Genomic DNA, 23,395 nt, shown 5'->3' on the forward strand with positions numbered 1-23,395 from the left:
TCCCGTGCGCGGACGTAGAGGCATCACTGATTTCAAGCCATGCACACAGCAGTAACCGATGACCCACGCATGCACTGGTCGGATCCCGACGGTATGAGCCACGGGTCCGGCAGTAAATGCGTAGAGTCCTAAAGACTCGTAGGAAATGGCGACGCGTCCTCCCCCGATGCTGTAGTCAGCTGCGGATTTGGATGTAGGCGAATTCCTGCTTTCTCGGTAGATAAAGCAACGGCGACGTCAGAAACGTCGCCGTTGCAAAACCTTATTTGCTGACGCTGACGCCGTAGAAGGAGTTCAAGCCAAATGGGCTGATCTTGAAGTCCTGCACGTTGGCGCGCATGGGTTGGAACACCGTCGAGTGAGCGATAGGTGTCATAGGCACAGCATCTTTGAGGACGTGTTGCGCTTGTTTGTAGAGCTCGGTGCGCTTGCTTTGGTCTGAAGTGCGCTTGGCTTGCTTGACGATGTCGTCAAACTTCTTGTCGCACCATTTGGAGAAGTTGTTGCCTTCCAGCGAGTCGCAGCCGAACAGCACGTTCAGCCAGTTGTCCGGATCACCATTGTCACCGCTCCAGCCAATCAGCATCGCCTGGTTCTCGCCACCTTTGGAGCGCTTGATGTACTCGCCCCACTCGTAGCTCTGGATCTTGACCTTGAGGCCGATCTTGGACCAGTCGGACTGCAGCATTTCTGCCATCAGCTTGGCGTTCGGGTTGTATGGGCGCTGTACCGGCATCGCCCACAGAACGATCTCGGTGCCATCTTTGACGCCGGCTTCCTTGAGCAGCTCCTTGGCTTTCTCAGGGTTGTACGGCGCATCCTTGATGGTGGTGTCGTAGGACCACTGGGTCGGCGGCATGGCGTTGACGGCCAGTTGGCCGGCGCCCTGGTACACGGAGTCGATGATCTGTTGCTTGTTGACCGCCATGTCCATTGCCTGACGCACCTTCAGGTCAGCCAGCGGGTTCGCATCGGTTTGACCCTTGACCTTGGGCATCACGTTGTAGGCGATGTAGCCCAGGTTGAAACCGGCCTGGTCAGGCAGTTTCAGGTCCTTGTCTTCCTTCAGCGCCTTCAGGTCAGCCGGACGAGGGAACAGGGTGACCTGGCACTCGTTCTTCTTCAGCTTCTGGATACGTACCGACGGGTCGGTGGTGATGGCGAAGATCAGGTTGTCGATCTTCACGTCGTCAGGCTTCCAGTAGTCCTTGTTCCCGGTGTAGCGGATGTTGGAGTCTTTCTGGTAGCTCTTGAACACGAACGGGCCGGTGCCGATCGGCTTCTGGTTGATGTCGGCAGTCTTGCCTTCCTTGAGCAGCTGGGCAGCGTACTCGGCGGACTGGATCGAGGCGAAACTCATGGCCATGTTCTGGATGAACGCGGCATCAACGTCTTTGAGGGTGAACTTGACCGTGTGGTCGTCGACTTTATCGATCTTGGTGATGTTGGTATCCATCCCCATGTCGGTGAAGTACGGGAATTCGGTCGGGTACGCTTTGCGGAACGGGTCATCCTTGTTAATCATGCGATTAAAGGTGAACAGCACGTCGTCGGCGTTGAACTCACGAGTTGGCTTGAAATACGGCGTGGTATGGAACTTGACGCCTTCACGCAGGTGGAAGGTGTAAGTCAGGCCGTCATCGGAAACGTCCCACTTGGTCGCCAGCCCAGGAACCACGGCGGTGCCGCCGCGTTCGAACTGGGTGAGGCGGTTGAACATGGTTTCTGCAGAGGCGTCGAAGTCGGTTCCGGTGGTGTATTGACCTGGATCGAAACCGGCCGGGCTCCCTTCGGAGCAGAACACCAGGTTAGTCGCTGCTTGGGCGAACGGTGCGCTGGCTAACAAGCTTGCGCCAACTAAGAACGGAATGACCGCGTGTTTAAGCATGGTGGCCTCATGATTTGTTGTCATTTTTGGAATTAGAGGACGACCTCGTGAGTCGTGCCTGCGGATACTTATGCAGGGGCCATACCCAATGCAAGATCCAGAGTGGCTACAAGCCTTAAACGGTGGCACGAACGTACCTTAATGTCGCATTTGTGTAATTCCTGACGCATTTGACCGTTTGCGCGGTGTTTTTACGGTGCAATTGGCGCACTTTGGTGGTGCGCCAGGAAGCTTGGTTGCTCCCGGGTGGGGCGAGGTGTTACTTATTCATACCCCGTTTTGTGGGGTGGGTATGGCGTGAATAAGAGTGGTTATTGTTGCGCCGATAGTGCCAATCGAACTCAGTTGCACCCGGTGCAACTGCCGGCTTTTCCCGGTGGACTCTCCAGTTATAGCTCATGCCTGAAAGCTGCCCAAAAAAAAGGCGATCATCTGAGTGATCGCCGTTTTTTGTTCAGGGGCTATCGATTCAAGGCATCAGCACTTCAATCGAACCATCCGCGGTCATGCTGACCTGGCTGGTGCCGGCCTCGACATCCGGCGTCACCGGTGCGCTGTCCATGGCGGCGGCTTTCATCATCATCGGCGCGCGCAGGTAAGGCTGTGGATAACCGTTGCTGTTGAGGTTCAGGTTGACGATTTTGTAGCTCTTGCCGCCCAGAGCATCAGTCGCAAGCTGGGCGCGGGCCTTGAAGGCGGTCACGGCGTCCTTGAGTAGGGCGTCTTCGCTGGCCTTGCGGGTCGGGGTGGCGATGGCGAAGTCCATGCCGCCCATTTTCAGGTCGGTGAGCAGTTCGCCGGTCAGCTTCGACAGCGCGGCGAAGTCCGAGCTTTCCAGGCGCAATTCGGCGCGCTCGCGCCAGCCGGTGATTTTCTGGCCCTTGGTGTCGTAGATCGGGTAGCTGTTGCGGCTGCCCTGGCGCAGGGTGATGTCCTTGACTTGCTTGGCCCGGGCCAGCGCCTTGTTCATGGTGGTGCTGACGTCGGCGGCGAGTTTAGCCGGGTCGCTGTTCTGTTCTTCGGTGTAGAGGGTCACGATCATCAGGTCGCGGGCCACTTCCTGACTGACTTCGGCGCGCAGGGAAATCTGGTTGTAATGCAGCTCGTCGGCGGCCATGGCCGGTAGGCTGGCGACGGTGCCAACGCCCAGGGCGAGGAGGGCGGCGCTGCGGCGGAATGTGTGCATGAAGGCTCCTTGAAAGGTGCGCAGGGGTATGGTCCGGGCCTGCGTGAAACCATCAGACTCTAGCTTTTATGCTCCGGTTCGCACAGTTACAACTTCTATACAGATCGCCACAGCTTCTTGTAGAAGCGAGCTTGCTCGCGAGAAACCCGAATGCGCGACGGGGTGTCAGGATACCTGCGTCATCGTTGGCGACCATCGCGAGCAAGCTCGCTCCTACGTGTGGCCGTTTGCCGCACTTTTGCCTGTCAGCCCCCGCGCTTGGTTATACTCCCTGCGATCCGCCTGGAGCGCTCATCAGGAGAGCTCATGCTCGCCCCCGTTCAAATCACTTCCGCCACTCGCCAGAACCTCTGGCGGCTGACGTTCATCCGCACGTTGGTGCTGGCCGCCCAGGCCGGTTCCGTTGGCCTGGCCTACTGGCTCGAATTGCTGCCACTGCCCTGGTTTCAACTGGCGGCGACGCTCGCATGTTCAATGCTGCTGTGCGTGTTCACGGCGATTCGCCTGCGCACCTCGTGGCCGGTGACCGAGCTCGAATACGCCGTGCAACTGGCCTGTGACCTGTTTATCCACAGTGCCTTGCTGTATTTCTCCGGCGGCTCGACCAACCCCTTCGTCTCTTATTACCTGGTGCCGCTGACCATTGCCGCCGTGACGTTGCCATGGCGTTATTCGGTGATCCTGTCGGGTATCGCGCTGACGATGTACACGCTGTTGCTGGCGCAGTTCTACCCGCTGCAAACCTTCCCGATCGCTCGTGAAAACCTGCAGGTGTACGGGATGTGGTTGAGCTTCGCCCTTGCCGCCGCAGTGATCACCTTCTTCGCCGCGCGCATGGCCGAAGAGCTGCGTCGCCAGGAAGAGTTGCGCGCCATTCGTCGCGAAGAAGGCCTGCGCGATGAGCAACTGCTGGCCGTCGCCACCCAGGCCGCCGGTGCGGCCCATGAGCTGGGCACGCCGCTGGCAACCATGAGTGTGCTACTCAAGGAAATGCGTCAGGACCACCATGATCCGATGTTGCAGGACGACCTGAGCGTGCTGCAGGATCAGGTCAAGCTGTGCAAGCAAACCTTGCAGCAACTGGTGCGCGCCGCCGAGGCCAATCGTCGGTTGGCGGTGGAGATGCAGGACGTCACCGATTGGCTCGATGAAGCCCTCAATCGCTGGCACCTGATGCGCCCGGAAGCCAGTTATCGCTTCCAGCGCCTCGGCCAGGGCCCGGTCCCCCGCATGGCGCCGCCGCCGGATCTGACCCAGGCTTTGCTGAACCTGTTGAACAACGCTGCCGATGCCTGCCCCGAAGGGCTGCAAGTGACGCTGGACTGGGATTGGGAAAACCTCACCATCAGCATCCGTGACCATGGCGCCGGTGTGCCGCTGGCCATCGCCGAGCAAATCGGCAAGCCGTTTTTTACCACCAAGGGCAAAGGCTTCGGCCTGGGCCTGTTTTTGAGCAAGGCCAGCGTGACACGCGCCGGCGGCTCAGTGAAACTCTACAGTCATGAGGAAGGTGGCACGCTCACCGAGCTGCGCCTGCCCCGTGTCGCCCGAGGAGACGAACATGAGTGAAGAGATCCAAGTCGAAGGCGAAGAACTGCCGCATTTGTTGCTGGTCGATGACGACGCCACATTCACCCGCGTTATGGCCCGCGCCATGGCTCGCCGCGGTTTTCGCGTCAGCACTGCCGGTTCCGCCGAGGAAGGCCTGGAGCTGGCCAAGGCCGATCTGCCGGATTACGCCGCCCTGGACCTGAAGATGGACGGCGACTCCGGCCTGGTGCTGCTGCCCAAGTTGCTGGAAATGGACCCGGAAATGCGCGTGGTGATCCTCACCGGCTATTCGAGCATCGCCACCGCCGTCGAGGCGATCAAGCGCGGTGCCTGCAACTACCTGTGCAAACCGGCGGACGCCGACGACGTGTTGGCGGCGCTGCTTTCCGAACACGCCGACCTCGACAGCCTGGTGCCGGAAAACCCGATGTCCGTGGACCGCCTGCAGTGGGAGCACATCCAGCGCGTGCTGACCGAGCACGAAGGCAACATCTCCGCCACGGCCCGTGCCCTGGGCATGCACCGCCGCACCCTGCAGCGCAAACTGCAGAAGCGTCCCGTTCGCCGCTGAACCTGCGCCGAACGAATGCAGGCCGTATCTCGCGATAAATCGAACCGATCATCTATGATCGGTTCGTGTGTGTTCTTTTCTCTATCGAGCCTTATCCATGAATCAGAACGCTGAGTATTCCGCGGTCAACGACGCCGTGCGCGGGCAGTTTTTTCGCAAAGTGTGGGCGATGATCACGCCTTACTGGCGTAGTGAAGAGAAGGTCAAGGCCTGGACACTGTTGATCGCGGTGATTGCGCTGTCGCTGATCAGCGTGGGGATCTCGGTGTGGTTCAACACCTGGTACAAGGACTTCTACAACGCCCTGCAAAAGAAGGACGAGGCCGCGTTCTGGCAACTGATCCTGTACTTCTGCGCGATTGCGGCGGTGGCGATCATCGGCGCGGTGTACCGACTGTACCTGACGCAGATGCTGACGATCCGCTGGCGAGCATGGCTCACCGAAAAGCATTTCACCCGCTGGCTGGGTGACAAAAACTACTACCAGCTGGAGCAGGGCGGTTACACCGATAACCCTGACCAGCGGATTTCCGAAGACCTCAACAGCTTCACCTCCAACACCCTTGAGCTGGGTATCGGGCTGCTGCGCAATATCGTCAGCCTGGTGTCGTTCTCGATCATTCTGTGGGGGGTGTCGGGCAGCATTGAAGTATTCGGCATCACCATTCCCGGCTACATGTTCTGGTGCGTACTGGTTTACGCAGTGGTCGGCAGTTGGTTGACGCATTTGATCGGTCGTCGCCTGATCGGCCTGAACAACCAGCAACAACGCTTCGAAGCCGACCTGCGTTTCTCCATGGTGCGAATTCGCGAGAATGCCGAAAGCATCGCGTTGTACAACGGCGAGCCGAACGAAAATCGTCGGTTGAGCAGCCGCTTCGGGATGGTCTGGCATAACTTCTGGGACATCATGAAAGTGTCCAAGCGCCTGACGTTCTTCACCGCCGGTTACAGTCAGGCCGCCATCATCTTCCCCTTCATGGTTGCCGCGCCGCGTTACCTTTCCGGCAAGATCGAACTGGGCGAACTGATGCAAATCAGCTCGGCATTCGGCAATGTGCAGGAAAGCTTCAGCTGGTTTATCAGTGCGTACCAGAGCCTCGCTTCCTGGCGCGCCACCTGCGATCGTCTGCTGAGTTTCCATCAGGCCATGCGTGACAACGAAGAGCGTGCGCCGGCCATCGACGTACAGAATTCGGGCTCGATGCTGAAGGTGCACAACCTCGGCCTCGACCTGGCTGAAGGTCGTCACCTGCTGACCAACGCCGACATGACCGTGAAGGAGGGCGAGCGTGTGATGCTCAGCGGTCGTTCCGGCAGCGGCAAGTCGACCCTGCTGCGGGCGATGGGACATCTGTGGCCGACCGGCCACGGCAGTATTCGCCTGCCATCGGCGCGCTACCTGTTCCTGCCGCAAAAACCGTATTTGCCGATTGGCACCCTGCGTGATGTCCTGAGTTATCCACAGCCGGGCGATACCTATCCGAACGAGCGCTACGCGCAGGTGCTGGAAACCTGCCGCTTGCCGCACCTGATTGCCCGTCTCGACGAAGCCAACCACTGGCAGCGCATGTTGTCGCCGGGTGAGCAGCAGCGCCTGGCCTTTGCCCGTGCGCTGCTTTATGCACCGCAATGGCTGTACATGGACGAAGCCACCTCGGCGATGGACGAAGAAGACGAGGCCACGCTGTATCAGGCGCTGATCGATGAGTTGCCGGGGCTGAGCATCGTCAGCGTCGGCCATCGCAGCAGCCTGAAGCGCTTCCATCCGCGGCACATTCGTATCGAGAATGGCCATCTTGTGGACCAGGCTGTGACCGCCTGAAGACCTTGGATCCCTGTGGGAGCGAGCCTGCTCGCGATGCGGAGTGTCAGACATTTAAATATTGAATGTCGTACCGCTATCGCGAGCAGGCTCGCTCCTACAAGGTGATCGTACAACTGCGTTGCGCTATGATGCGCTTTCAGCCGCCGAATTTTTCGAGACAGATGTTCACCATGGAAAACCCGAACGACGCACCACGCCTCCCACGCAAGCGCCGCAGCCTCGCTCAGGAACTGGTGACGGTGCTGTCCGAGCAGATCCGCGACGGTCATCTCAAGCGTGGCGACAAGTTGCCCACCGAGTCGGCCATCATGGATGCCCATGGTGTCAGCCGCACGGTGGTGCGCGAGGCGATTTCCCGTTTGCAGGCGGCAGGGCAAGTGGAAACCCGCCACGGTATCGGTACCTTCGTGCTCGACACGCCGAGCCCGAGCGGTTTCCGTATCGACCCGGCGACTGTGGTGACCCTGCGGGATGTGCTGGCGATCCTGGAGCTGCGCATCAGCCTGGAAGTGGAGTCCGCCGGGCTGGCGGCGCAACGTCGCAGTCCGGAACAGTTGGCCAACATGCGCGCTGCCCTCGATGCGTTGAATGAAAGCGCCGCTCACGCCAGTGACGCCGTGGCTTCGGACTTCGCCTTCCACCTTGAAATCGCGCTGTCCACCGGCAACCGCTATTTCACCGACATCATGACCCACCTGGGCACCAGCATCATTCCACGCACACGGCTGAACTCCGCGCGCCTGGCTCATGACGACCAGCAGCACTACATGAGTCGCCTGGGTCGTGAGCATGAGGAAATCTACGACGCCATTGCCCGTCAGGATTCCGATGCGGCGCGGGCCGCCATGCGTTTGCACCTGACCAACAGCCGTGAGCGGTTGCGTCATGCCCATGAAGAGGCTGAGGCGCAGCGCGGGTAAGTAATCTGTCCGTGTCATTCATCGTCTGAACTACCGCTATCGCGAGCAGGCTCGCTCCCACAGTGTCTTGTGTCGATCACAAAATTGAGATCATGCACCAGCCCCCTGTGGGAGCGAGCCTGCTCGCGATAGGGCCATAAGCCATAAAACAAAACCCGTATTTATCCCAAATCTTCCGACAACGTATCTCTCAAGCAACCGTTTATCACGGCGCTCGCAACTCTCCTCCCTCTGCTGAACCCCTCTAAAACTTTGGTCTTAGCCTTTTTTGTCGAACAATTTTCCTCTGTGGCGATGAAATGCAGTTGACGGTTGTATTTTAAGTTGTACGATGACCTACAACTTCAGCGCTGGCTGAATGGTTTTCTCACATACACACAACCTCGCAATCCAGGGTGTTCGAATAATGAATCCACAAGAACTGAAGTCCATCCTCTCTTCCGGTCTGCTGTCTTTCCCGGTTACCGATTTCAATGCGCAGGGCGACTTCAACCGCGCTGGCTATATCAAGCGTCTGGAATGGCTGGCCCCATACGGCGCCTCGGCGCTGTTCGCCGCGGGCGGCACCGGTGAGTTCTTCTCTCTGGCGGCCAGCGAATATTCGGAAATCATCAAGACTGCGGTCGACACCTGCGCCACCAGCGTGCCAATCCTGGCCGGTGTGGGCGGTTCGACCCGCCAGGCCATCGAATACGCTCAGGAAGCCGAGCGTCTGGGCGCCAAGGGCCTGTTGCTGCTGCCGCACTACCTGACCGAAGCCAGCCAGGACGGCGTTGCCGCCCACGTTGAGGCTGTGTGCAAATCGGTCAACATCGGCGTGGTGGTCTACAACCGTAACGTCTGCCGCCTGACCGCGCCGCTGCTGGAACGTCTGGCCGAGCGCTGCCCGAACCTGATCGGCTACAAGGATGGCCTGGGTGATATCGAGTTGATGGTGTCGATCCGTCGCCGCCTCGGTGATCGCTTCAGCTACCTGGGTGGCTTGCCGACCGCCGAAGTCTACGCCGCGGCCTACAAGGCGCTGGGCGTACCGGTCTACTCCTCGGCGGTGTTCAACTTCATTCCGAAAACCGCGATGGACTTCTACCACGCGATCGCTCGTGAAGATCACGCCACCGTCGGCAAGATCATCGACGACTTCTTCCTGCCGTACCTGGACATCCGTAACCGCAAGGCCGGCTATGCCGTGAGCATCGTCAAGGCCGGGGCAAAAATTGCCGGCTACGACGCAGGTCCTGTGCGTGCACCGCTGACCGACCTGACCGGCGAAGAGTACGAAATGCTCGCCGCGCTGATCGACAAGCAGGGCGCCCAGTAACACCCGATAAACCAGGGCCGCTGAGCAATCAGCGGCTTTTTGCGTGAGGAGAGATTTCTGTGGCTGATTCAAAGCGTTTCGATAACTACATCAACGGTGAATGGGTTGCCGGTGGCGACTATTCGACCAACATCAACCCGTCCGAACTGAGCGACGCCATCGGCGACTACGCCAAGGCTGACCTGGCTCAGGTCCACGCCGCCATCGACGCCGCCCGTGCTGCGTTCCCGGCCTGGTCCACTTCCGGCATTCAGGCGCGTCACGATTCCCTGGACAAAGTCGGTACTGAAATCCTCGCCCGTCGCGAAGAACTCGGCACCCTGCTGGCCCGGGAAGAGGGCAAGACCCTGCCTGAAGCCATCGGCGAAGTGACCCGCGCCGGCAATATCTTCAAGTTCTTCGCCGGTGAATGCTTGCGCCTGTCCGGCGACTACCTGCCGTCGGTGCGTCCGGGCGTCAACGTTGAAGTCACTCGCGAAGCCTTGGGCGTGGTCGGTCTGATCACCCCGTGGAACTTCCCGATCGCCATCCCGGCATGGAAAATCGCCCCGGCCCTGGCCTACGGCAACTGCGTCGTGCTGAAACCCGCGGACCTGGTTCCGGGTTGCGCCTGGGCCTTGGCCGAAATCATCTCCCGCGCAGGCTTCCCGGCCGGTGTGTTCAACCTGGTGATGGGCAGCGGTCGCGTGGTTGGCGATGCGCTGGTCCACAGCCCGAAAGTCGATGGCATCAGCTTCACAGGTTCCGTGGGCGTGGGTCGTCAGATCGCCGTCAGCTGCGTATCGCGCCAGGCCAAGGTCCAGTTGGAAATGGGTGGCAAGAACCCGCAGATCATTCTTGACGACGCCGACCTCAAGCAAGCAGTCGAGTTGTCGGTACAGAGCGCGTTCTACTCCACTGGCCAGCGTTGCACCGCTTCCAGCCGCTTTATCGTCACCGCTGGCATCCACGACCGGTTCGTCGAAGCCATGGCCGAGCGCATGAAGTCGATCAAGGTCGGTCACGCGCTGAAAGCCGGCACCGACATTGGTCCGGTGGTTTCCCAGGCCCAGCTTGAACAGGACATGAAGTACATCGACATCGGCCAGTCCGAAGGTGCGCGTCTGGTCAGCGGCGGTGGTCTGGTGACGTGCGACACCGAGGGCTACTTCCTCGCGCCAACCCTGTTTGCCGACAGCGAAGCTTCGATGCGCATCAGCCAGGAAGAGATCTTCGGCCCGGTGGCCAACATCGTCCGCGTCGCCGATTACGAAGCCGCGCTGGCCATGGCCAACGACACCGAGTTCGGGCTGTCGGCGGGCATCGCTACCACGTCCTTGAAGTACGCCAACCACTTCAAGCGCCACTCCCAGGCCGGGATGGTGATGGTCAACCTGCCGACCGCCGGTGTGGATTACCACGTTCCGTTCGGTGGGCGTAAAGGTTCATCCTATGGATCACGTGAGCAAGGTCGCTATGCGCAAGAGTTCTACACGGTCGTGAAGACCTCTTACATCGGTTCGTAACGCAACATCCCTGTAGGAGCGAGCCTTGCTCGCGATGGTCTTGAGGTCGCGGCGGTAAACCTGATGCCCCGCGTCATCGTTGACCACCATCGCGAGCAGGCTCGCTCCTACAGAGAGCAACTACAGATTCACCCGCGCATAAAAATAATTTGTGGGAGTACATCTACATGCAATCGACTCAGAAGCCGACTCACGTCCGCTATTTGATCCTGCTCATGCTTTTCCTCGTGACCACGATCAATTACGCCGACCGGGCTACCATCGCAATCGCCGGCTCCAGCCTGCAAAAAGACCTCGGCATCGACGCCGTTACCCTCGGCTACATCTTCTCCGCATTCGGTTGGGCCTACGTGGCCGGGCAAATTCCCGGTGGCTGGCTGCTGGACCGTTTCGGCTCGAAAAAAATCTATGCACTGAGCATCTTTACCTGGTCGCTGTTCACCGTGCTGCAGGGTTATGTCGGCGAGTTCGGCATGTCCACCGCCGTGGTCGCGCTGTTCATGCTGCGCTTTTTGGTGGGCCTGGCTGAGGCGCCATCCTTCCCGGGTAACGCACGTATCGTGGCGGCCTGGTTCCCGACCGCTGAACGCGGCACTGCCTCGGCGATCTTCAACTCGGCGCAGTACTTCGCCACTGTGTTGTTCGCACCGCTGATGGGCTGGATCGTCTACAGCTTCGGCTGGCAGCACGTGTTCATCGTCATGGGCGTGATCGGCATCATCTTCTCCGGGATCTGGCTGAAAGTGATCTACAGCCCGCGCCAGCACCCGATGATCAACGAGGCCGAGTTCAAGCACATCGCCGACAACGGCGGCATGGTCGACATGGACCAGGACAAGGGCAAAGGCAAAAAGACCGACGGTCCGAAATGGGACTACATCCGCCAGCTGCTGACCAATCGCATGATGCTCGGCGTGTATCTGGGCCAGTACTGCATCAACGGCATCACCTACTTCTTCCTGACCTGGTTCCCGGTGTACCTGGTGCAGGAACGCGGCATGACCATTCTCAAGGCCGGTTTCATCGCGTCCTTGCCGGCGATCTGCGGCTTCATCGGTGGTGTGCTCGGCGGGGTGATTTCCGATTATCTGCTGCGCAAAGGCCATTCCCTGACCTTCGCCCGCAAGGCGCCGATCATCGCTGGGCTGCTGGTTTCCAGCAGCATCGTGGCGTGCAACTACGTCGACGTAGAATGGATGGTCGTCGGCTTCATGGCCCTGGCGTTCTTCGGTAAAGGCGTAGGCGCATTGGGCTGGGCGGTGGTGTCCGACACCTCGCCGAAGCAGATCGCCGGTCTGAGCGGTGGCCTGTTCAACACCTTCGGTAACATTGCGTCGATCACCACCCCGATCGTGATCGGCTACATCATTAGCTCCACCGGGTCGTTCAAATGGGCGCTGGTGTTCGTCGGTTGCAACGCTTTGGTCGCGGTGTTCAGCTATCTGGTGATCGTGGGCCCGATCAAGCGCGTGGTGCTCAAAGAGCCACCAGCGAACGGTTCTGAAGCCCCTGGCAAATTGTCTCAAGCGCATTCCTGAGGAGCGGCGTCATGCAGTTGATTGAACATGCCGACTCGCCGCGCTACATCCGCCTTCACGAGCGGGACAACGTGGTGATCGTGGTTAATGATCAGGGTGTACCGGCCGGCACCGAGTTTTCGGACGGCCTGGTCACCGTGGGCTTCGTGCCACAGAGCCACAAGGTCACCCTGGAAGATATTCCAGAGGGTGGCCAGGTGATTCGTTACGGCCAGGTCATTGGCTATGCCTTGCAGCCGATTCCCCGCGGCAGTTGGGTCAAGGAAGATCAACTGCGCATGCCGACCGCGCCACCGCTGGACAGCCTGCCGCTGTCCACCGACGTGCCGGCCGCGCAGGCACCGCTGGAAGGCTTCACTTTCGAGGGTTATCGCAACGCCGACGGCACCGTCGGTACGCGCAACATTCTGGGCATCACTACCACCGTGCAGTGCGTGACCGGGGTGCTGGATCATGCGGTCAAGCGCATCAAGGATGAGTTGCTGCCCAAGTACCCGCATGTCGATGACGTGGTGGCACTGACCCACAGCTACGGCTGTGGCGTGGCGATCACCGCCACCGACGCGTACATCCCGATCCGCACCGTGCGCAACCTGGCACGCAACCCGAACCTGGGTGGCGAAGCCTTGGTGATCAGCCTGGGCTGCGAGAAATTGCAGGCCGGGCAGGTGATGCACGACAACGACAGCTCGGTGGATCTCAGCGAGCCTTGGCTGTATCGCTTGCAGGACTCCAGCCACGGCTTCAGCGAGATGATCGAGCAGATCATGGAACTGGCCGAGACGCGCTTGAAGAAGCTCGATCAACGCCGCCGGGAAACCGTGCCGGCGTCCGAGCTGATCCTGGGCATGCAATGCGGCGGCAGTGATGCGTTCTCCGGCATCACCGCCAACCCGGCGCTCGGTTATGCCTCGGACCTGCTGCTGCGGGCCGGTGCGACGGTGATGTTTTCCGAAGTGACTGAAGTGCGCGATGCCATTTATCTGCTGACCTCCCGTGCGGAAAACCAGGACGTCGCCCGGGAACTGGTGCGGGAAATGGACTGGTACGACCGCTACCTGGCCAAGGGCGAGGCGGATCGCAGTGCCAACACCACGCCGGGCAACAAGAAGGGCGGGTTGTCGAACATTGTCGAGAAATCCCTGGGATCGATCGTCAAGTCCGGCAGCAGTGCGATCAATGGCGTGCTTGGCCCTGGCGAGCGTTTCAAGCGCAAGGGCCTGATCTTCTGCGCGACCCCGGCCAGCGACTTTGTCTGCGGGACCTTGCAGTTGGCGGCGGGGATGAATCTGCATGTGTTCACCACCGGTCGCGGCACGCCTTACGGGTTGGCCATGGCGCCGGTGGTGAAGGTGTCGACCCGGACCGAACTGGCGCAACGCTGGCCGGACCTGATCGACATCGATGCCGGGCGCATTGCCACCGGCCGTGCATCGATCGAGGAGCTGGGCTGGGAGTTGTTCCACTACTACCTGGACGTGGCCAGCGGCAAGAAACAGACCTGGGCCGAGCAGCACAAGCTGCACAACGACATCACCCTGTTCAATCCGGCGCCGATTACTTAAGACCGCGTTATCGTTCATCGCGAGCAGGCTCGCTCCTACAGTGGATCTTTTTCGTACACGGATTTTGTGTTCGACACTGGACAAATGTGGGAGCGAGCCTGCTCGCGATAGCGATCCAGCAGGCGCCGATGTGTCCAGTGGCTTATCATTAGCTAACTAACGACACCCACCCCAAGGTTACCCCCGGCATGCTGGCAATTTTCCTCGAAACCCTGAACATCACCGCGCCGGTGTTTGCCATGCTGTTTCTGGGGGTGCTGCTCAAGCGCATCGACTGGATCAACGACAACTTTATCCACACCGCGTCGGCCCTGGTGTTCAACGTCACCATGCCGGCGTTGCTGTTTCTGGGCATCCTGCATGCCGACCTGCACGCGGCGCTGCAGCCGGCGCTACTGATCTATTTCTCCCTCGCGACCCTGGCGTGTTTTGCCATCGCCTGGGGCTGGGCGATCTGGAAGTGCCCGCGGGAAGATCGGGGGATCTACACCCAGGGTGCCTTTCGCGGTAACAACGGGGTCATCGGCCTGGCGCTGGCGGCAAGCATGTACGGCGACTACGGGATTTCCCTCGGGGCGATCCTGGCGGCGCTGGTGATCCTGTTCTACAACACCCTTTCGACCATTGTGCTGGCGGTGTACAGCCCGGTGATCAAGTCCGATCCGTGGAGCATCTGCAAAAGCGTGTTCAGCAATCCGCTGATCATCAGCGTGATCGCGGCTGCACCCTTCGCCTATTTCAAGATCGGCTTGCCGGGCTGGCTGGAAACCTCCGGCCAGTACCTGGCGCAAACCACCTTGCCACTGGCGCTGATCTGCATCGGCGGCACGCTGTCGCTGGCCACACTGCGCAAAAGCGGCAACATGGCGCTGAGTTCAAGCCTGGTGAAGATGATCGGCTTGCCGGTGTTGGCGACGCTGGGGGCGTGGTTGTGGGGTTTTCGCGGGGCGGAGTTGGGGATTCTGTTTCTGTACTTCGGTAGCCCGACTGCCGCTGCCAGTTTCGTCATGGCCCGGGCAGCGGATGGCAATCACGAACTGGCGGCTGCGATTATCGTGATCACCACGCTGATGGCGGCGGTCACCACCAATATCGGGATTTTCTTTTTGCAGTGGGGCGGGTGGATCTAGCCTGACTCAAGCAGTGTTCTTTAGAACCATTCGCGAGCAGGCTCGCTCCCGCATTTGGAATGCATTCCCCTGTGGGAGCGACGGTGCGGCGATCCGACCTGCTCGCGAAAGCGTCAGATCAGTCACTCTGGCTTCTGGTAACTGTCGATCACTTCCTGCGCCGCCCGAAATGCATCAATCGCCGCCGGCACACCGGCATACACCGCACAATGCAGCAACGCCTCGCGAATCTCATCCACAGTGCAGCCGTTGTTCAGTGCACCGCGTACATGACCTTTCAATTCCTGCGGGCACTTGAGGGCCGTCAGGGCGGCGAGGGTGATCAGGCTGCGGGTCTTCAGTGGCAGGCCTTCGCGATTCCACACACCGCCCCAGGCGTGTTCGTTGACGAAATCCTGCAGCGGCTGGGTGAATTCGGTGGCATTGCCCAGTGCGCGGTCGACGAAGGCGTCGCCCATCACTTGGCGGCGGACTTCAACGCCGGGTTTTTTATTCTCGGTCATGGGACTTCCTTTTTATGGTGTTGGCGACGCCAGGCGCGTAGTGACGTGAACAGCAAAAACGCCACCAGCGCCGGCAGGACGAAAAACAGCATCAAGTGTTCCAGCTTGCCGGCCAGTGGCATGCCGGTGGTGAACGACACCACGTGCAGCCCATACGCCAGGTACAAACCCAGAAACAGCAGGCCTTCGGCGCGGGTCACCCGGTAGCCGGTGTAGAACAGCGGCAGGCACAGCACCGCGACGCCGAGCATCACCGGCAGGTCGAAATCCAGGGCGTTGGGCGATACCGACAGCGGCGACGGCGCCACCAGCGCGGTAAAACCGAGCACACCCAGGAGGTTGAACAGGTTGCTGCCAATCACGTTGCCCACGGCAATGTCTCGCTCGCCGCGTATAGCAGCGATCAACGAAGTGGCGAGCTCCGGCAGTGAGGTGCTGACGGCGACGATGGTCAGGCCGATGATCCGTTCCGACAATCCAAGATCGGTGGCGACCGCAACGGCTGCCCCCAGCAGCAAGTGCCCGGCGTACACCAGCATCGCCAGGCCGGCGACGATCATCAGCAGGCTGCTCAGCCATGGCGCCTCGCCGTGGTGGTCATGGCTCGATACCGGCCGACCCGAATGCCGTGACTGGCGCAGCAACAAGCCGAGGTAAATTGCCAGAGCCGCAAGCAACATCACGCCGTCGGCACGGGTCAGTTCTTCATTCCAGGCGAGTACGAACACCAGCAGGCTGGCGCCGATCATCAACGGAATATCCAGGCGCACCAATTGCCGGGAAACCCGCAAAGGAATGATCAGCGCGGACAACCCGAGGGTGACGAGGATGTTGAAAATGCTGCTGCCGATCACACTGCCGACGGCGATGTCGGCATTGTGCGCCAGGGTCGCTTGCAGGCTGACCGCCATCTGCGGTGCGCTGCTGCCGAGGGCGACGATGGTCAGGCCGATGATCAGCGGTCGTACGTGCAATCGCGCGGCGATGCGTACGGCGGCGCGCACCATCAATTCGGCGCCGACAATCAGCAGGAACAATCCGCTGAGCAATTCGATCACGCTGATCAGGGGTAAATCGGCTAGTCCGAAAATGGTCGGGGCTCCATCGGTCAGTCGTCGAGGGCTTGCACGCGAACCCGCGCGGTGCCGCTGCGCAGCATGCCCAGGCGCTCGGCGGCTTCCTTGGACAGGTCGATCAGGCGGCCACGGGTGTGCGGCCCGCGATCATTGATGCGTACCACGCAGGATTTGTCGTTATTCAGATTGGTGACCTTCACCCGTGTACCGAAGGGTAGCTGGCGATGGGCGGCGGTCATGGAATTCATGTTGAAACGCTCGCCGTTGGCGGTGCGTTTGCCTTGGTGTTTGGCGCCGTAGTACGAAGCCACACCGGTTTTGTCGTAGCCATGCGGATCGACGGTGTCGGTGCTGGCGCAACCGGCCAGGAGCGAGAGGAGGGCGCAGGCGCCGAATAGACGTTTCATTCAAGGTTATCCCGAAACAATTGTGGGAGCGAGCCTGCTCGCGATAGCGTTCTGACAGTCAACTCATCGTTGAGTGCCGGACCGCCATCGCGAGCAGGCTCGTTCCCACAGGGAATGGAGCCAGATTTTAGAGCTGGCTCCATCCTCATCAGCCTTCGAGCTTGCTTTTGAGCAGTTCGTTGACCTGTTGCGGGTTGGCCTTGCCTTTGGAGGCTTTCATGGCCTGACCGACGAAGAAACCGAACATCTTGCCGCGCTTGGCTTCGTCTGCCGCGCGGTATTGTTCGACCTGCTCGGCGTTGGCCGCGAGCATTTCGTCCAGCACCGCCGAAATGGCGCCGGTGTCGGTCACTTGCTTGAGGCCGCGCTTGTCGATGATCTCGTCCGCGCTGCCTTCGCCGTTGGCCATCGCTTCAAACACTACCTTGGCGATCTTGCCGGAGATGGTGTTGTCCTTGATACGCAACAGCATGCCGCCCAGAAGCTCTGCGGAAACTGGCGACTCTTCGATGTCCAGGCCTTGCTTGTTGAGCAGGCTGCCCAACTCGACCATCACCCAGTTCGCCGCCAGTTTGGCGTCGCCGCCGATGCTCGCGACTTTCTCGAAGTAATCGGCTTGCTCGCGGCTGGTGGCCAGCACGCTGGCGTCATAGACCGACAGACCGAACTGCTCCTGGAAGCGCTCGCGCTTCTGCGGTGGCAATTCCGGCAGGGTGGCGCGCACGTCGTCGAGGAACGAGTTCTCGATGACCACCGGCAGCAGGTCCGGATCGGGGAAGTAACGGTAGTCGTTGGCTTCCTCTTTGCTGCGCATCGGACGAGTTTCGTCCTTGTTCGGATCGTACAGGCGGGTCTGCTGGATCACTTTTCCGCCGTCTTCGATCAATTCGATCTGACGCTGGATTTCGCTGTTGATCGCCTTCTCGATGAAACGGAATGAGTTGACGTTCTTGATTTCGCAGCGGGTGCCGAATTCGACCTGGCCTTTCGGGCGGATCGATACGTTGCAGTCGCAACGCAGCGAGCCTTCGGCCATGTTGCCGTCGCAAATCCCTAAGTAACGCACCAGCGCGTGGATCGCCTTGACGTAAGCCACGGCTTCCTTGGCGCTGCGCATGTCCGGTTCGGAAACGATTTCCAGCAGCGGCGTGCCGGCACGGTTCAGGTCGATGCCGGTGGCGCTGCTGAATTCTTCGTGCAGGCTCTTGCCGGCGTCTTCTTCCAGGTGCGCGCGAGTGATGCCGACCCGTTTGACCGTGCCGTCTTCGAGGGCGATGTCCAGGTGGCCCTTGCCGACGATCGGCAACTCCATCTGGCTGATCTGGTAGCCCTTGGGCAGGTCCGGGTAGAAGTAGTTTTTACGCGCGAACACGTTGTGCTGGCCGATCTCGGCGTCAATCGCCAGACCGAACATCACCGCCATGCGCACCGCTTCCTGGTTCAGCACCGGCAGCACGCCGGGCATGCCCAGGTCTACCAGGCTTGCCTGGGTGTTCGGCTCGGAGCCGAAGGTGGTGGAACTACCGGAAAAGATTTTCGACCGGGTGGTGAGCTGGGTGTGAATCTCCAGCCCGATCACGACTTCCCATTGCATGTGTGTCTCCTCAGAAGCCGGTTGGGGTGCGGGTGTGCCAGTCAGTGTTGAGCTGATACTGGTGGGCAACGTTCAACAGGCGACCTTCCTGGAAATACGGAGCGAGCAGCTGCACGCCGACTGGCAGGCCGTCGACAAAACCGGCCGGCATCGACAAGCCCGGCAGACCCGCGAGGTTGGCGGTGATGGTGTAGACGTCTTCCAGGTACGCAGCGACCGGGTCGCTGTTCTTGGCGCCAAGCTTCCAGGCCGGGTTCGGCGTGGTTGGGCCGAGGATGATGTCGACCTCATTGAAGGCTGCCATGAAGTCGTTCTTGATCAAGCGACGGATCTTCTGCGCCTTCAGGTAATAGGCATCGTAGTAACCGGCCGACAGCGCGTAGGCACCGACCATGATCCGGCGCTGTACTTCCGGGCCGAAACCTTCGCCACGGGAACGTTTGTACAGGTCTTCCAGGTTTTTCGGGTCTTCGCAGCGATAGCCGAAGCGCACGCCGTCGAAACGCGACAGGTTGGAAGAGGCTTCCGCCGGGGCGATCACATAGTACGCAGGGATCGCATGCTGCATGTTCGGCAGGCTGATTTCCTTGACCACGGCGCCGAGCTTTTTCAGCTCTTCAACGCTGGCCATAATCAGGTCGGCGATGCGCGGGTCGAGACCAGCACTGAAATACTCTTTAGGTACGCCGATGCGCAGGCCCTGCAGCGAACCGTTGAGGCTGGCGCTGTAATCAGGCACGGGCTCATCGATGCTGGTGGAGTCCTGCGGGTCGAAACCGGCCATGCCTTGCAACAAAATCGCGCAGTCTTCGGCAGTGCGCGCCAATGGGCCGCCCTGATCGAGGCTGGACGCATAGGCGATCATCCCCCAGCGCGAAACACGACCGTAGGTCGGTTTCAGGCCGGTGAGGTTGGTCAGGGCCGCGGGCTGACGAATGGAACCGCCAGTGTCGGTACCGGTGGCTGCCGGCAACAGACGAGCGGCAACCGCCGCCGCGGAGCCACCGGACGAACCGCCCGGAACGTGTTCCAGGTTCCACGGGTTTTTCACCGCGCCGTAGTAGCTCGACTCGTTGGCCGAACCCATGGCGAATTCGTCCATGTTGGTCTTGCCCAGGGTCACGGCCCCGGCAGCGGCCAGCTTGGCGACGACAGTGGCGTCGTATGGTGCCTTGAAGTTGTCGAGCATCTTCGAGCCGCAGCTGGTGCGAATGCCCTGGGTGCAGAACAGGTCTTTGTGGGCGATCGGCGCGCCGAGCAGGGCGCCGCTCTCACCATTGGCCCGGCGGGCGTCAGCGGCTTTCGCCTGCGTGAGCGCCAGGTCCTCGGTGAGGCTGATGAAACTGTTGAGCTGCGGATCGAGCTGGGCGATACGCGCCAGCAGGACCTTGGTCAGCTCTTCGGAGGAAAACTTTTTATCGGCGAGTCCGCGGGCGATCTCGGCTAGAGTCAATTGATGCATTGCAGGCTCTTTCCCTATTAGTCGATGACTTTCGGAACCAGGTACAGGCCGTTTTCGACCGCTGGTGCGATGGACTGGTAGGCCTCGCGGTGATTGGTCTCGGTCACGACGTCTGCGCGCAGGCGCTGGCTGGCTTCCAGTGGGTGGGCCAGCGGTTCGATACCGTCGGTATTGACCGCTTGCATTTCGTCGACCAGCCCGAGAATGCTGTTGAGGGCCGAAGTGATGTGTGGAAGATCGGCATCATTGAGGCCTAGGCAGGCCAGATGAGCGATTTTTTCCACGTCGGAGCGTTCAAGCGCCATTGGGATTCTCCAGTGGAAAACAAAACGGACGGCGTCCGTGTGTTAGATTGTCGGAACACTACCGCACTTCTACGGTCATAAGGCCGCGATTGTGGGGCTTGGTGCACAGAAAAGCGGCCAATTTAACATATTGGCGCCTTGCCCAAAATCCCTGTCGTTGTTAGAGTTTGCCGCACTTTTTTACCCACGCGTTGCCTAGGGTCCCTTTCCCATGTTCAAGAAACTGCGTGGCATGTTTTCCAGCGATCTCTCCATTGACCTGGGCACTGCCAACACCCTTATTTACGTGCGCGAGCGCGGTATTGTCCTGAATGAGCCATCGGTTGTGGCCATTCGGACACACGGTAACCAGAAAAGTGTCGTTGCTGTCGGCACCGAAGCCAAGCGCATGCTGGGCCGTACGCCGGGCAACATTGCTGCCATTCGTCCGATGAAGGACGGTGTGATCGCCGACTTCAGCGTTTGCGAAAAAATGCTGCAGTATTTTATCAACAAGGTTCACGAAAACAGCTTCCTGCAGCCTAGCCCTCGCGTGTTGATCTGCGTTCCGTGCAAATCCACCCAGGTTGAGCGTCGTGCCATTCGTGAATCGGCACTCGGTGCCGGTGCCCGTGAAGTGTTCCTGATCGAAGAGCCAATGGCTGCTGCGATCGGTGCCGGCCTGCCGGTTGAAGAAGCTCGCGGTTCGATGGTCGTGGATATCGGTGGCGGTACCACCGAAATCGCGCTGATCTCCCTGAACGGTGTGGTTTACGCCGAATCCGTGCGCGTTGGCGGCGACCGCTTCGACGAAGCGATCATCACTTACGTGCGTCGCAACTACGGCAGCCTGATCGGTGAGTCCACCGCCGAGCGCATCAAACAGGAAATCGGCACTGCCTACCCGGGCGGCGAAGTTCGCGAAGTCGACGTTCGCGGTCGCAACCTGGCCGAAGGCGTTCCACGCGCATTCACCCTGAACTCCAACGAAGTGCTGGAAGCTCTGCAAGAGTCCCTGGCTACCATCGTTCAGGCCGTGAAAAGCGCCCTGGAGCAATCGCCGCCGGAACTGGCTTCCGACATCGCCGAGCGCGGTCTGGTACTGACCGGTGGTGGCGCCTTGCTGCGTGACTTGGACAAATTGCTGGCCCAGGAAACCGGTCTGCCGGTGATCGTTGCCGAAGACCCGCTGACCTGCGTTGCTCGCGGCGGTGGCCGTGCATTGGAAATGATGGATAAACACACCATGGACCTGCTTTCCAGCGAATAAGTCGCCGGATTGCCTCTATGCTGTTGAGCGCGCAGGCGGCACTTTGCAGTGCTGCCTGTTCGCGTTTATCTTCTGTCAGTCTGCATCCAGGCCGGATTGCTGCCGTATGAATAAACAGAACATTTGCTTGGGAGGAGCGGCTTATTAAACCGCTTTTCACCAAGGGCCCTTCACTGGGCGTGCGCCTGTTGGTGCTGGTCGTGCTATCGGTCGCGCTGATGGTGGTCGATGCCCGTTTCAGTCTGCTCAAGCCTGCACGCAGCCAGATGTCGCTGGTGCTGATGGACGCTTACTGGATCACCGACCTGCCCGGACGACTGTGGGAAGGCGTTGCCAGTCAGTTTGGCAGCCGGACCGAACTCGTCGCCGAAAACGAAAAACTCAAGACCGAGAACCTGCTGTTGCAGGGGCGCATGCAGAAGCTTGCCGCCCTGACCGAGCAGAACGTTCGGCTGCGCGAATTGCTCAACTCTTCGGCACTGGTCAACGAGAAGGTCGAAGTGGCCGAGTTGATCGGTATGGACCCCAACCCTTTCACCCATCGCATCATCATCAATAAAGGTGAGCGCGACGGCGTGGTCCTCGGTCAGCCGGTACTCGATGCCCGTGGCCTGATGGGCCAGGTGGTCGAGTTGATGCCCTACACCTCCCGTGTCTTGCTGCTGACCGATACCACCCACAGCATTCCGGTGCAGGTGAACCGTAACGGTTTGCGGGCGATCGCCAGTGGCACCGGCAACCCGGAGCGTCTCGAGTTGCGGCATGTGGCCGATACCGCCGATATCAAGGAAGGCGACTTGCTGGTCAGCTCCGGTCTCGGTCAGCGTTTCCCGGCCGGTTACCCGGTGGCGACGGTCAAGGAAGTGATTCACGATTCCGGCCAGCCGTTTGCCATTGTCCGCGCCATTCCGACCGCCGCCTTGAACCGTAGCCGTTACCTGCTGCTGGTGTTCAGCGACAACCGGACTGCCGAAGAGCGCGCCAACGACGCCGCACAGGCTCAGGAAAGCCTGGATGCACAGGGTGGTGGGCCGACCATTCCGGCGACGGTTCCGAAACTGGTCAGCCCCGCGGTCCCCGCTGCACCGGCCGCCGCACCGGTGATTCCTGCCACGGCGGCGCCTGCGGCCACCGCACCAGCCAAACCAGCCACCACGCCAGCCAAGCCCGCGGCCTCGCATCCTGCGGCGGCTAAACCGCCGGCGGCGCAACCCGCTGCCGCGAAGCCTGCCGCCAAACCGCCAGTCTCCGCGCCGGCCACTCCAGTGGGGAGAGAATAATGGGCGGTGTAAAAGCATCCCGAAACGGCTGGATAGTCTGGCTGACGTTTGCCGTCGGCCTGCTGTTGAGCGTTTCGCCTCTGCCGCAGTTCATGGAAATCCTGCGCCCGTTGTGGCTGGCCTTGTTGCTGGCATTCTGGGCGTTGAACCTGCCGCAGACCGTCGGGATGGTGACGGCGTTTTGCCTGGGGCTGGCTGAAGACGTGCTCTACGGTACCTTGCTGGGTCAGAATGCCTTGATCCTGACGCTCATCACCTATCTGGTGCTGGCGCTGCAGCAACGCCTGCGGATGTTCCCGATGTGGCAGCAGAGCCTGGTGATCCTGGTGATCTTTGGCCTCGCCCAGCTTGTACAACTGTGGCTCAGTGCCTTGACCGGCAATCGTCAGCCGACGCTGGCGCTGGTGCTGCCGGCACTGGTCAGTGCGCTGCTCTGGCCCTGGATCAGTTTCGGTTTGCGCGGACTGCGTCGACGCTACAAAATCAATTAATTCGCTCAGGCATTGGACAGGGAGAGGT

Annotated in this window: 20 protein-coding genes; 12 read left to right on the forward strand and 8 right to left on the reverse strand. The window is 60.4% G+C overall.

Annotated features, from left to right (window positions below; translation table 11 throughout):
* Nucleotides 1–262 precede the first annotated feature (262 nt).
* Nucleotides 263–1,888, reverse strand: coding sequence for an ABC transporter substrate-binding protein (locus WHX55_RS03890; RefSeq protein ID WP_150727457.1), 1,626 nt, complete (start codon nucleotides 1,886–1,888; stop codon nucleotides 263–265).
* Nucleotides 1,889–2,357: 469 nt separating this feature from the next.
* Nucleotides 2,358–3,074 (reverse strand): SIMPL domain-containing protein, encoded by a 717-nt coding sequence (locus tag WHX55_RS03895; protein WP_353742100.1) that lies wholly within the window; start codon nucleotides 3,072–3,074, stop codon nucleotides 2,358–2,360.
* A gap of 306 nt (nucleotides 3,075–3,380) precedes the next feature.
* Between WHX55_RS03895 and WHX55_RS03900 the strand changes: the two genes are divergently transcribed.
* From WHX55_RS03900 to WHX55_RS03940, 9 genes are all read left to right on the forward strand, one after another.
* A complete protein-coding gene (locus tag WHX55_RS03900) occupies nucleotides 3,381–4,643 on the forward strand; it encodes an ATP-binding protein (protein WP_150727455.1) in 1,263 nt (420 codons plus the stop codon).
* Nucleotides 4,636–5,196, forward strand: coding sequence for a response regulator transcription factor (locus tag WHX55_RS03905; protein WP_007973041.1), 561 nt, complete (start codon nucleotides 4,636–4,638; stop codon nucleotides 5,194–5,196). The genes WHX55_RS03900 and WHX55_RS03905 overlap by 8 nt, the downstream gene beginning before the upstream one ends.
* A 97-nt stretch (nucleotides 5,197–5,293) precedes the next feature.
* Nucleotides 5,294–7,021, forward strand: a complete 1,728-nt coding sequence (locus WHX55_RS03910) for an ABC transporter ATP-binding protein/permease (RefSeq protein WP_353742101.1) — start codon at nucleotides 5,294–5,296, stop codon at nucleotides 7,019–7,021.
* Nucleotides 7,022–7,194: 173 nt separating this feature from the next.
* A complete protein-coding gene (locus tag WHX55_RS03915) occupies nucleotides 7,195–7,944 on the forward strand; it encodes a FadR/GntR family transcriptional regulator (protein WP_191624930.1) in 750 nt (249 codons plus the stop codon).
* Nucleotides 7,945–8,350: 406 nt separating this feature from the next.
* Nucleotides 8,351–9,262 carry a 5-dehydro-4-deoxyglucarate dehydratase gene (gene kdgD / locus WHX55_RS03920; protein ID WP_007976489.1) on the forward strand — a complete coding sequence of 304 codons (912 nt, stop codon included), beginning with the start codon at nucleotides 8,351–8,353 and terminating at the stop codon, nucleotides 9,260–9,262.
* A 59-nt stretch (nucleotides 9,263–9,321) separates the two neighbouring features.
* The gene (locus WHX55_RS03925; RefSeq protein ID WP_150727451.1) at nucleotides 9,322–10,767 is read left to right on the forward strand and encodes an aldehyde dehydrogenase family protein; all 1,446 of its coding nucleotides are present in this window, start codon (nucleotides 9,322–9,324) and stop codon (nucleotides 10,765–10,767) included.
* 167 nt (nucleotides 10,768–10,934) lie between these two features.
* Complete coding sequence (locus tag WHX55_RS03930; RefSeq protein ID WP_150754368.1) at nucleotides 10,935–12,305, forward strand: MFS transporter; 1,371 nt, start codon at nucleotides 10,935–10,937, stop codon at nucleotides 12,303–12,305.
* Between the two features lie 11 nt (nucleotides 12,306–12,316).
* On the forward strand, nucleotides 12,317–13,870 hold the full coding sequence (gene garD / locus WHX55_RS03935) for a galactarate dehydratase (RefSeq protein WP_150754369.1): 1,554 nt from the start codon (nucleotides 12,317–12,319) through the stop codon (nucleotides 13,868–13,870).
* Between the two features lie 188 nt (nucleotides 13,871–14,058).
* On the forward strand, nucleotides 14,059–15,000 hold the full coding sequence (locus WHX55_RS03940) for an AEC family transporter (RefSeq protein WP_150754370.1): 942 nt from the start codon (nucleotides 14,059–14,061) through the stop codon (nucleotides 14,998–15,000).
* 122 nt (nucleotides 15,001–15,122) lie between these two features.
* Here the strand turns inward: WHX55_RS03940 and WHX55_RS03945 are convergent, their stop codons facing one another.
* From WHX55_RS03945 to gatC, 6 genes are all read right to left on the reverse strand, one after another.
* Nucleotides 15,123–15,503 (reverse strand): carboxymuconolactone decarboxylase family protein, encoded by a 381-nt coding sequence (locus tag WHX55_RS03945; RefSeq protein ID WP_046040018.1) that lies wholly within the window; start codon nucleotides 15,501–15,503, stop codon nucleotides 15,123–15,125.
* Complete coding sequence (locus tag WHX55_RS03950; protein ID WP_150754371.1) at nucleotides 15,500–16,561, reverse strand: calcium/sodium antiporter; 1,062 nt, start codon at nucleotides 16,559–16,561, stop codon at nucleotides 15,500–15,502. The genes WHX55_RS03945 and WHX55_RS03950 overlap by 4 nt, the downstream gene beginning before the upstream one ends.
* 50 nt (nucleotides 16,562–16,611) lie before the next feature.
* Entirely contained in the window at nucleotides 16,612–16,986 is a 375-nt protein-coding gene (locus WHX55_RS03955) for a septal ring lytic transglycosylase RlpA family protein (protein WP_095944250.1), read from the reverse strand.
* A 148-nt stretch (nucleotides 16,987–17,134) separates the two neighbouring features.
* Nucleotides 17,135–18,580 carry an Asp-tRNA(Asn)/Glu-tRNA(Gln) amidotransferase subunit GatB gene (gatB, locus tag WHX55_RS03960; protein WP_353742102.1) on the reverse strand — a complete coding sequence of 482 codons (1,446 nt, stop codon included), beginning with the start codon at nucleotides 18,578–18,580 and terminating at the stop codon, nucleotides 17,135–17,137.
* Between the two features lie 10 nt (nucleotides 18,581–18,590).
* The gene (gene gatA / locus WHX55_RS03965; protein WP_150754372.1) at nucleotides 18,591–20,042 is read right to left on the reverse strand and encodes an Asp-tRNA(Asn)/Glu-tRNA(Gln) amidotransferase subunit GatA; all 1,452 of its coding nucleotides are present in this window, start codon (nucleotides 20,040–20,042) and stop codon (nucleotides 18,591–18,593) included.
* Between the two features lie 17 nt (nucleotides 20,043–20,059).
* Complete coding sequence (gene gatC / locus WHX55_RS03970) at nucleotides 20,060–20,347, reverse strand: Asp-tRNA(Asn)/Glu-tRNA(Gln) amidotransferase subunit GatC (protein ID WP_007901429.1); 288 nt, start codon at nucleotides 20,345–20,347, stop codon at nucleotides 20,060–20,062.
* A 211-nt stretch (nucleotides 20,348–20,558) separates the two neighbouring features.
* Here gatC and mreB point away from each other — a divergent pair, with 211 nt between their 5' ends.
* From mreB to mreD, 3 genes are all read left to right on the forward strand, one after another.
* Nucleotides 20,559–21,596 carry a rod shape-determining protein MreB gene (gene mreB / locus WHX55_RS03975; RefSeq protein ID WP_002555108.1) on the forward strand — a complete coding sequence of 346 codons (1,038 nt, stop codon included), beginning with the start codon at nucleotides 20,559–20,561 and terminating at the stop codon, nucleotides 21,594–21,596.
* Nucleotides 21,597–21,775: 179 nt separating this feature from the next.
* A complete protein-coding gene (mreC, locus tag WHX55_RS03980) occupies nucleotides 21,776–22,876 on the forward strand; it encodes a rod shape-determining protein MreC (RefSeq protein ID WP_353742103.1) in 1,101 nt (366 codons plus the stop codon).
* The gene (mreD, locus tag WHX55_RS03985) at nucleotides 22,876–23,367 is read left to right on the forward strand and encodes a rod shape-determining protein MreD (protein WP_007970244.1); all 492 of its coding nucleotides are present in this window, start codon (nucleotides 22,876–22,878) and stop codon (nucleotides 23,365–23,367) included. Before mreC ends, mreD begins: the two co-directional genes overlap by 1 nt.
* Nucleotides 23,368–23,395: the final 28 nt, after the last annotated feature.

It is taken from the genome of Pseudomonas fluorescens (assembly GCF_040448305.1).
GTDB lineage: Bacteria > Pseudomonadota > Gammaproteobacteria > Pseudomonadales > Pseudomonadaceae > Aquipseudomonas > Aquipseudomonas fluorescens_BH.